We start from the raw sequence: 8,467 nt of genomic DNA, 5'->3' as shown, positions 1-8,467 counted from the left end.
AGGCTTCCTCTTTTGAGTTGAGTTGTTGGTGAACCCCGAGCCCCGCCATTGTGCGGGGCTTTTAAATGCCTAAAGCCATCCAATAGCTGACTCCTTCTTGACTTTGTTTGCTCAAATACGTATGCACTAGATCAGAGTAAAACTGTTGCTATTTATTTGAGACTAAAAAAATAGGATACAACCATTAGCCCCTTAAATTCTTTTAAATTATCAACTAACCAACCCATCAGAAGCGGAACTCATATCGCCATCTCGGATGCCATTTGCTCTTCTAAATCTCACCGCGACTTGATGCCAGTCTTCTGGAATTTGATTGAGAGCTACTGAATAGCAGCAAAGCTGAAACTGCCTACTGCAGCGGGCAACAGCGGTCAAGGCAAGCCATTCTGCGCTCAATAGATCTCATCTTTATCAATGCAGCGTTCACTGCGTCTGTCGTTATCGCTGAGTGGTGTTGCAGCACTTGCTCTCTCTAACGGCGCTTTGTTGTCTGCTGCTGCTCAAGATGCTGGTGGTGCAGATGATCTCGGGGTGATGGAGATCAACCTCAAGGATGCAGTCAAGTTCAACTGGGGTTTTCAAGGCGCACTACAAGGATCAGGAACACCAAATCAGGCCGGTATCGGCGGCTTCTTGCCAATCGCTGTTGGCGAAAACAGTGTCTTCTTTGCTGATGTGCTGCTCAATGCCAACTTTGCTGATTACGGCGGATACAGCAGCATCGTCAATACAGAAGTGGCTGGTACCACGATCAGCACTTCAACAAGGCTTGGTTATCGCTGGCTGAATGGTGATCGCTCTTGGATGTATGGAGTGAATGCTGGCTATGACAGCCGGCCAATGAATACAGGTAACGCTGATTCAGGCGTCACCCTCTACGACAAGGAAAGTGCCTTCTTCCAGCAGGTAGCAGCTGGTCTAGAAGCTGTATCAGACACTTGGAACTTCAATGCCTATGCCCTTATCCCTGTTGGTGATACAGAGCAGCAGCTAAATAGAGCCTTTCAAGGCGGAGCGCTTGATACCTATGGGCTTGATGTTGGTTATGCAATCACTCCAGAGTGGGATGCCTCAATTGGTTACTACTACCAAAGCGGTGATCTAGGAGAAGCCGATGGTTCTGGCGTGCAGGCGGGGCTGGATTATCAGATCGCTTATGGATTAACTGCTGGGATCAATCTTTCCTATGACGAAGCGTTTGAAACCAGAGTGTCAGGCAACATTGAGTATCGCTTTGGCAGCAATAGTGCAGCTGCAGAAACCAAGAAAAAAGCATGGCAAAAGCCAACCATTCAAGCGTTATCTGAAAGCGTTAAAAACAGAAATATCCGCGTTCATGATGCAGCAGGTTCATGCAAAGTGTTTGATCCGCTCCAAGGTGGACAAATCACAAACAATGGATGGGTAAAATCGCAAACAATGCTTTTCAATGGTAGATTACACCCCCTCAAATACCAGACAAATACGCCAATTGTCCATTGTAACCCTGGCGCAAAACGAGCGACTGCTAACGGCTGGGAACCCGCTTGAGTACAAGCCCGTCTAGGATCTAATATCTCATCAAAACTCGCTTAAAAGCAGCTCATTGGCGGTTCAATACCTGGCACTAATTAATACTTAGCCCCGCCACGAGCGGGGTTTTTTATTGGCTTTGGTGTCTGCAGTTCAGTCTCTTACTGGGATCTGAGCGGTTCACCAGAAGCTCACCAGAACTGTTCCGGTGCTTCACCAGAGCTATGTAGTGGGGATCACCAGAAAGGCTGTGATCTTGTAGGAGTTGAGGGAAAACAACCCAACACAACTCACACACTTATCACCTTTAAAACCATGACTACTATCAACACTGACTACAACAACACTGAACTGCTAGATCAAGAGCTGACTACAGCTGAACTATCAGAAGTATCTGGAGGCTGGTGGAACTATTCTGGAGGCTGGGAGGGGCTGAACTATCGAAATATCTGGCAGAGCTGGGAAATACCTACTAGCTGAATATCAGAAGTACTGTGTGTGCGACGCGGAAAGCTGAGACCAGTTGGGACCAGACCAGGAGGCCGTACTGACGAGAAGGTCTACAACCTCAGGTGACCGCACCAGCCTAAAACACACGCAAAGCCCCTTATAATGCAGGGGCTTTTTATTTCTTCAACCACCTCACTATTCGCTTAAAACGACATCCGATACCTGGCACCATTGGCATGCAGAAAGTTGCCTTGATGTCTTGTTTAGCAGGGAGCAACCAGCAATAGTTCTTCTCATTCATCACAAATTCACCTTCAACTTCTTTTACCCTAAAACTACTTATATTGCCAACTAATCACCACAGCTTGAGAGTTTGATCGCCATCACGGATGCCATTGGCTTTTCTAAATCTCACCGCAACTTGATTCCAATCTTCTGGAATTTGATTGAGGCGAATATCCCAATCCCATGGCACTCGCTGTTGACCTGGTGAAACCCTTTGTTTCTTGCTTCTACCTTTTCCAACCAGACGTTTCAGCATGCGACTACCCCAGTGGCACTTTGAAGCAGCTTTGGCGTGCGTGGCCCGTGGCATTGGTTCTATGAAAACAGCCGCGGGGCAGGAAAAAGATTCTGGATATCGAGAGTGCTTGAGCCAATGCCAGCATCAAACGCATCTTTTAAGGCTGGGGAGTTTGCGGACATTTGTCTACAAACTGATGAAGGGAAGAGTCCCTCGAGCGAAGAGGAATGGGGGGCAGGTAGCCGGACATTTGTCCGGGTGCTGATTAAGGGTTTTCTGTAGCCATCTGGGCATTCGATGGGAAGTTACCTTTTGCCCGGCCGGCCCCTCACTTCGTTCGAGCTAGTAAATATCAAAGATCAGGTGCGTGCCTGATCACCACTTCGGCGCGCATTGCTTCTTTAATACTCTCTCCACCTTCTAGTGTTCCCACAGTCACTAGGAGAGAGCTGATGGGCTCCACAGGCTTCTTGTATCACTTCCAATCGCTCTAGTGGAGTGTTTGCGCCACGACTATTCAGCAGCTCATACACAGCGGGGCTGATCAGACGTTCCTGCAAAAGCTGTTGATTCGTTTGAGCAGACGCTTGGATCCCATGCAGTGATGAGATGACTAGCGAGAAGCAAAGCGCAGTTAGAGGGTTACGGGTCATGAATGCAATTTAGACCTGATCACCACATGCGCAGTAGGAAGTTCAGGGTTATGCGCATCACTCTGCTCTCCACTTCGTTATGGGCATAAGGAGGTTCAAGGTTATCCGGGTAACCATGCTTTCCTTGCCCCGCGGCTGTTGTTAATTCAGCAAGGGACGGTGATTGCGGAAGTTGCGTTACCGCCATGGATAAAGGAGATGGTCTTCATCAGTTGGCCGTTTTGAGTGAAGTCAGCCGCGCGTCATGCTCTAGGGCAATCGTTCAAACCTGGGCTGACCTCCACCAGTCCACATCCCATTCCAGCGGTAGCGAGCAGTCACTTCCTGGAAGGTGCCGAAATTCGCTCGTCCCGTCGTTCCGCGAATGGTCACGACTCCATCTTTGAAACTGAGATCCCGCAAGCCGTTCATTACGAGATCCGGCATAGGTCGAGAGTCAATCACCACCGGGCTGACGGTTCTATTCGAAAAGCCGTTCTGCGAGACCAAATTGATTTGTAGACCCTGGGTGCCATTGCCCCCCATGCATCCCAGATCGCCTGTCCAACCCACTAGCCAAACGCCAGATGGGTACTGGGAGTGAACTGGTTCAAGTTCGACAGTGGCGTATTGCTGATAACCAGGAGTCGACCCATAGATCTGGCAGGCCACCGTATTGCTGTAGCGGCGAACGACTTCCTTAGGGCTCAACCCAGGTTCATTTGCGAGTGCAATCGGTAAGACACTGAAAGCAGCAAGGAAGCTGACAGGGAGCCAACGAAGAAGGGATGGCAAAGGCGGTTCAGTCATCGAAGTTCCTCCGTCTCCTTTTACAGCAGTTGATGTCTGCTGATAGCTGAAACCAAAAATATGCCAAATAATGAGTGACCTTTTAAGCGTTCAACCCCTGTGCAGCGTTCCCTCCGCCTCCCTATCCTTAGCAAGTGCTGCTGCTCTAGCCTTAGCCAATTCTCCATTCCAACCAGTAGTTGCTCAAGACGACGACAGCCCAGCAGATCTAGGGGCATGGAGATAAAGATTAAAAAATCATAATTTGAATTTCCTATCTCTTAGGCTCATTCACCAATTCATTGGCATTCAATCCAATAGACTTGTCGAATATTATGAAAATGTGGAGCTAATCTTAATTAGCTGTTTCAACTCTGTTGCGGCTGGCTCAAGAGGATCAAGGCGGTCCAACCGATCAAGGGCTTCTGTTTTGCATTTCTGCAAAAAAGAATATGTCTGAGCAATAGATCCACTTTCGGCGACGAGACTCCTAACTTTTATCCTTGCAGACTCTTCATGTCGTGCAAGTCTTATTAGATTTAGGAAGTGATTCTTATCTTCTTCGAGAAGGTTTTGAAAATGTATTGCTAAAGGCAACGTAACTGTTCCATTAGCGAGATCCCTCCCTTCGCTCGCATTGTATAGCTCACAACAATCGGTCATTATTTGGCCAGCCGTCCCAATGATCCTACCTATGGACATATATTCATTGGCAATATATGGCTCTGCTCCTGCTAGTTGAGCAGCCATCAAAGCGAATCCAGCTATCTCAGAACCACTCTTTGCTTGAACATTTTTAATTACTTGCTCAGGAGGAGTAGAGCTCAAGGATTCACTAGATCTGAGGTCCCCTTGCTGCCCTGCGGCCATGCTAATAATACATTTTGACAACGATGCCTTGAGCAAGCAGGCGCCATGAGTCCCTATGCCTATATCATCCATAGCCAACGGTGCAATTGATGATGCAAAGACCACACTTGCTAAAATTCCTTCTGAGCTAGATATCTCTTCTCCCCAATGTCTTGAGAAATCACCATCTACAATATCATCAATAATATCTGCTGCTAGATACAAAAAGAGACAAGCAGCAGCAAGCTTGACGGCACTCCTTTCTTCTCCTTTGATCGCACAATGTATGATCAGAGGTGAGTTTACGCACGGCAGCGAGTGCTTACGAACCTTTTCCTCTAGACCTGCAAGGAATCGCGAAAGTAAGATTTTTTGTTCAATTGACTCTGAATGCCGAGCCAAAAGATCATTTGCCTCTTTAAAAACAAGATTGTTTCGCTCAACAGATGTTATCGGATTAATCATTTAATTAAACAGCAATGACGAGGCTTGACTATTCCCATGGTTCATAGAATACCAATGATAACTATTGGAACTAAGCAGGAGTGAATGTGCACTCTACTTCATGTGTATCCAGCATGATTTACGGGTACTGAGAACTCTCCACAGCGAGACGCATGCAAGCATGCTATTAGTGGACATTCTGTCTTTGCGAATCAATTGGCTATAATTAACTCCATCAATAGCAGGAAGGTTCAAATGAAAAATGTAGAACTTACTAACGGTTGCTTAGCGATGGCTTGAATTGTATTTGTGATCACGACTTACATGACCATTGAGAAGATTATTCTCAGTAATCAAGGGTGCAAATCAATCAACCACATTTGAATCTATTGATCAGAAAACTCAACCCAACCTTATTTAGCGAATCAAGCCAGGTGCAAGGAGATTGAGGAGCCAGGACTTCTTCGCAACTGCAAATCAACTTCCCACTTTAACTCCGATTTGCATTGGCTATCTTCGCAGTCTACCTATTCAGCGAAGATGCTCCAGGCACAGGGTAAGACCACGGTTTTTCATACCGTTAGTTGTCCATATAAATTGCTGCTAAACAATATGTTAGAACTAAAATCATCGGAGGCTCTAAAAACATTGTCCAGATCGTGCCCTCAGGCAATGACTCTGCTAAAAAGGTGGGAGTTGAAAGCTTGTATCCATGGCGAGTCTTGAGCAGTTCAGGCAATTACATGAGATCTCGCCCGAGGAGCTCTCGGCTCTGGGTTCTCAGTACATTCTTGATACAGAGGCCGCAACAGCCAAGATCATCCAGATGGCAGCGGACAAAGGTTTTGAGATCACGCCAGAAGAGATTACTAGGTTTATTTCTCAAATGTCAGAGAATGATGAATTCAATGACATTCAGCTGAGCAGTGAAGCATTAGCAGCTGTGGCTGGCGGTGCTTCTGGTGCTGATTGGGGGATGGCGGGTTATAAAACGGCCTTAGCAGTTAGTGGAAACTTGATCTGACTGATTTTTCGTTAGCTCTATCGAGTTAATTTTGCCCTAATATGCGTTTTATATGGCCTGCAATCGGTGGAGTGATGTTGCAATGCAGGAATCGAGTTTTTTAGTCACAGGCCCCTAAATCCATGGCAATTGCTGAGATATCTTTATGAAGTACCGATGGTGATCATGTGCCGTTGTGATCCTGGTCACTCAGTCAAAAAAGCTTGCGGATCCTGATCAAATCGATGCTGAAGAGGAATCGCCTCGGGCTGCTCATCGCCATCCAAAGCTGCGGTTTGCTCAAGGGCCTGGCGCACTAGTCGACCGCTGAGCAGGGGCATATCGCGAGGAACGCAGATGCGATCTCGCAAGTAACGCAAGCCCAAGGAGGAGCCGGCAATCGGCATGACCGGAGTGCAATGCAACAGCAATGTGAGTGCAGCGCGCAGTGGCTGATCAAACGCGGCGCCAAGGAGGCTGCCTAGAAGATGACCGACACCGATGCGATCAAGCAGCTCATTGAAGCTGGTCCACTTAAGATGGCCAAGGGTCTTCTTCAAGCAGGCGCTCAGCTAGCTACCGGAGGAGCCACTGATCCAAAGGAACGCTTAGAGATCTGCTCAACTTGTTCCTTCAAAAGTGACAGCGGTCGTTGTTGGCCTGGTGAAATCCTCTTTTTCTTATTTCTAGTTCTTGAATGACTGACTAGTCGTTTAAGTATGCGACTACCCCAGTGGCACTTGGGAGCAGCTTTACTGTGATGGCGATAGCGCTGGCAGAAGCGCTCATAGCGTTTGGCGCATCCATCGAGTGTTGTCGATAGCTATAAAAAAGTGGAGATCTGCAGGCACCACCCCAGTGGGGAACAGATTCCCTATTGAACCCACTTCAAAAATCGGTGACAGACTTAGCATCGCTGGATAGGCCAGGACCTGATATGCGCTTCCTCTTGATCGCAGCTGCAACGTTGATCCTGACGGTGGGTCCTGGCATCAGGGCTTGGTCTTCTTCTGAAGAAGATCCCTGGATGCAGGGAACTGTTGCCTGGAGCAAGCCAATACAAAAACCCCGCACAAGGCGGGGCGTTGATGGTTTTGTCGGGGGATTGATCGCGCACAACACTTCGCGCCCTGCTTTCCCCATCACGGGTTTTGTATAGCTTTCAGCCTCGCTTTCACGGCATCAATGGTTAAGCACCTGAAGGCCGTGAGGTGTCGCGCAGGCTGCCAATGAATGCTGCCACGCAAATACCCCAGATAACTCCTTTAACGATGATTCCGTTGACATCTTCTATTGGATGGTCGGGGCGAAAGTTAGCACCACGGAGATAAGCCTCTAGATGCGCGAAGAAGAGCACAAACATTCCCCCTGCTGAATACCCCCAAGCGCCAGCGAGATAAACCGTGGACTGAGCAAGTTTTGCGGTGCAAGCAGCGGCGGCCAGTATCAGCCAAACTCCTGAACCGTAATCCTCAAGCATCGTTGTGGCATTGATCGCGAAGTAATCAAGCCCTCGACGTGATGTTTCTCCGAGTATGAAAATTGCTCCCATTGCGTAGGCCAAAGCCTAAGTGACTTTCATCGGGTTTATCAGCGACGGAACTCAGAGTGGCAGCAGCTGGCAGGTTGGGCAAAAGGCTTTCATTTTTTTGTGCCTGGTTTGGATCATCATCCAAAGGAGGGTTACCGTCTCCACGGCCACTGATACGCGTTCTTCCAATAAATCTCGGCATGGCGTCGATGGCCAAGTTTCCTATCGAGCTTCGTCATAGTCCATAGCCATTGTCTTCAGGAGGTATTTCAGGAGGCACTATTCCTAAACCTTCCAGCGCTTCTCTGACCAGAGCAATTTCTTGAGGAGTGCTCGGCAGGTGGTAAACATCAGAAAGCAGCTGACGGGCATGACCCCGCAAGCGATCGTCACTTGTCTCTTGGGTAAATCGAACAGTGTCTTTGATCAGTTGGATCAACTCAGCGTCAACCTCTTCGGCCGCCTGCCAACGTTCGAACAGCTCGTCGAAGTAGGACTCATTCATCGTATTCACCTTAAGTCATTTCGAAGGGGATCCCTGATGACGTTTCACCTTAAGGTTGATCTGAGCTTTTCACCAACTTTTCACCAGCAACGCCAGCTGTCTGCACCAGAAAGAAATAGGAGTTTTCACCATAAAGGCTGAGATCTTGTAGGAGTCGAGGGAAAACAACCCAACACAACTCACACACTTATCACCTTTAAAACCATGACTACTATCAACACTGACTACA

At 48.0% G+C, this 8,467-nt stretch carries 14 protein-coding genes and 1 pseudogene; 4 read left to right on the top strand and 11 right to left on the bottom strand.

Annotated elements, in window-relative coordinates; all coding sequences use genetic code 11:
* Positions 1-210 precede the first annotated feature (210 nt).
* Positions 211-375 carry a hypothetical protein gene (locus EV12_RS14400; RefSeq protein WP_193742245.1) on the bottom strand — a complete coding sequence of 55 codons (165 nt, stop codon included), beginning with the start codon at positions 373-375 and terminating at the stop codon, positions 211-213.
* Between the two features lie 39 nt (positions 376-414).
* Here EV12_RS14400 and EV12_RS12670 point away from each other — a divergent pair, with 39 nt between their 5' ends.
* On the top strand, positions 415-1,530 hold the full coding sequence (locus EV12_RS12670; RefSeq protein WP_036915991.1) for an inverse autotransporter beta-barrel domain-containing protein: 1,116 nt from the start codon (positions 415-417) through the stop codon (positions 1,528-1,530).
* Positions 1,531-1,642: 112 nt separating this feature from the next.
* Here the strand turns inward: EV12_RS12670 and EV12_RS14395 are convergent, their stop codons facing one another.
* Positions 1,643-1,801: a hypothetical protein gene (locus tag EV12_RS14395; RefSeq protein WP_193742244.1), complete on the bottom strand. Its 159-nt coding sequence runs from the start codon at positions 1,799-1,801 to the stop codon at positions 1,643-1,645.
* A gap of 26 nt (positions 1,802-1,827) precedes the next feature.
* On the opposite strand from EV12_RS14395, the gene EV12_RS14390 reads away from it, so the two are divergent.
* Positions 1,828-1,992, top strand: a complete 165-nt coding sequence (locus EV12_RS14390) for a hypothetical protein (protein WP_193742243.1) — start codon at positions 1,828-1,830, stop codon at positions 1,990-1,992.
* A 325-nt stretch (positions 1,993-2,317) separates the two neighbouring features.
* Here the strand turns inward: EV12_RS14390 and EV12_RS12665 are convergent, their stop codons facing one another.
* The 5 genes from EV12_RS12665 to EV12_RS12655 all read right to left on the bottom strand — a co-directional run bounded on the left by EV12_RS12665 (position 2,318) and on the right by EV12_RS12655 (position 5,220).
* The gene (locus tag EV12_RS12665; RefSeq protein WP_241466628.1) at positions 2,318-2,557 is read right to left on the bottom strand and encodes a hypothetical protein; all 240 of its coding nucleotides are present in this window, start codon (positions 2,555-2,557) and stop codon (positions 2,318-2,320) included.
* 329 nt (positions 2,558-2,886) lie between these two features.
* The gene (locus EV12_RS13345; protein WP_072014326.1) at positions 2,887-3,138 is read right to left on the bottom strand and encodes a hypothetical protein; all 252 of its coding nucleotides are present in this window, start codon (positions 3,136-3,138) and stop codon (positions 2,887-2,889) included.
* A gap of 19 nt (positions 3,139-3,157) precedes the next feature.
* Complete coding sequence (locus EV12_RS14385; RefSeq protein WP_193742242.1) at positions 3,158-3,325, bottom strand: hypothetical protein; 168 nt, start codon at positions 3,323-3,325, stop codon at positions 3,158-3,160.
* Between the two features lie 62 nt (positions 3,326-3,387).
* Positions 3,388-3,927 (bottom strand): flagellar basal body rod protein, encoded by a 540-nt coding sequence (locus tag EV12_RS12660; RefSeq protein WP_036915990.1) that lies wholly within the window; start codon positions 3,925-3,927, stop codon positions 3,388-3,390.
* Positions 3,928-4,239: 312 nt separating this feature from the next.
* Positions 4,240-5,220 (bottom strand): polyprenyl synthetase family protein, encoded by a 981-nt coding sequence (locus EV12_RS12655; protein ID WP_036915989.1) that lies wholly within the window; start codon positions 5,218-5,220, stop codon positions 4,240-4,242.
* A gap of 691 nt (positions 5,221-5,911) precedes the next feature.
* Here EV12_RS12655 and EV12_RS12650 point away from each other — a divergent pair.
* Entirely contained in the window at positions 5,912-6,223 is a 312-nt protein-coding gene (locus EV12_RS12650; protein WP_036915986.1) for a hypothetical protein, read from the top strand.
* Between the two features lie 185 nt (positions 6,224-6,408).
* Here EV12_RS12650 and EV12_RS12645 read toward each other — a convergent pair.
* Positions 6,409-6,675: pseudogene (locus EV12_RS12645) on the bottom strand (glutathione S-transferase); the annotation flags it as partial.
* Between the two features lie 464 nt (positions 6,676-7,139).
* On the opposite strand from EV12_RS12645, the gene EV12_RS12640 reads away from it, so the two are divergent.
* Positions 7,140-7,361, top strand: coding sequence for a hypothetical protein (locus tag EV12_RS12640; protein ID WP_036915981.1), 222 nt, complete (start codon positions 7,140-7,142; stop codon positions 7,359-7,361).
* Positions 7,362-7,391: 30 nt separating this feature from the next.
* Here EV12_RS12640 and EV12_RS12635 read toward each other — a convergent pair whose 3' ends face one another.
* From EV12_RS12635 to EV12_RS14875, 3 genes are all read right to left on the bottom strand, one after another.
* The gene (locus tag EV12_RS12635) at positions 7,392-7,754 is read right to left on the bottom strand and encodes a hypothetical protein (protein ID WP_152562397.1); all 363 of its coding nucleotides are present in this window, start codon (positions 7,752-7,754) and stop codon (positions 7,392-7,394) included.
* Positions 7,755-7,968: 214 nt separating this feature from the next.
* Positions 7,969-8,238 carry a hypothetical protein gene (locus EV12_RS12630; RefSeq protein ID WP_036915978.1) on the bottom strand — a complete coding sequence of 90 codons (270 nt, stop codon included), beginning with the start codon at positions 8,236-8,238 and terminating at the stop codon, positions 7,969-7,971.
* A 49-nt stretch (positions 8,239-8,287) separates the two neighbouring features.
* On the bottom strand, positions 8,288-8,416 hold the full coding sequence (locus EV12_RS14875) for a hypothetical protein (RefSeq protein ID WP_275040947.1): 129 nt from the start codon (positions 8,414-8,416) through the stop codon (positions 8,288-8,290).
* Between the last annotated feature and the right edge of the window lie 51 nt (positions 8,417-8,467).

This window comes from Prochlorococcus sp. MIT 0701 (genome assembly GCF_000760295.1).
Taxonomy (GTDB): domain Bacteria; phylum Cyanobacteriota; class Cyanobacteriia; order PCC-6307; family Cyanobiaceae; genus Prochlorococcus.
Note: the sequence above shows the minus strand (reverse complement) of the source record. Positions and strands in the feature narration are given on the sequence as shown.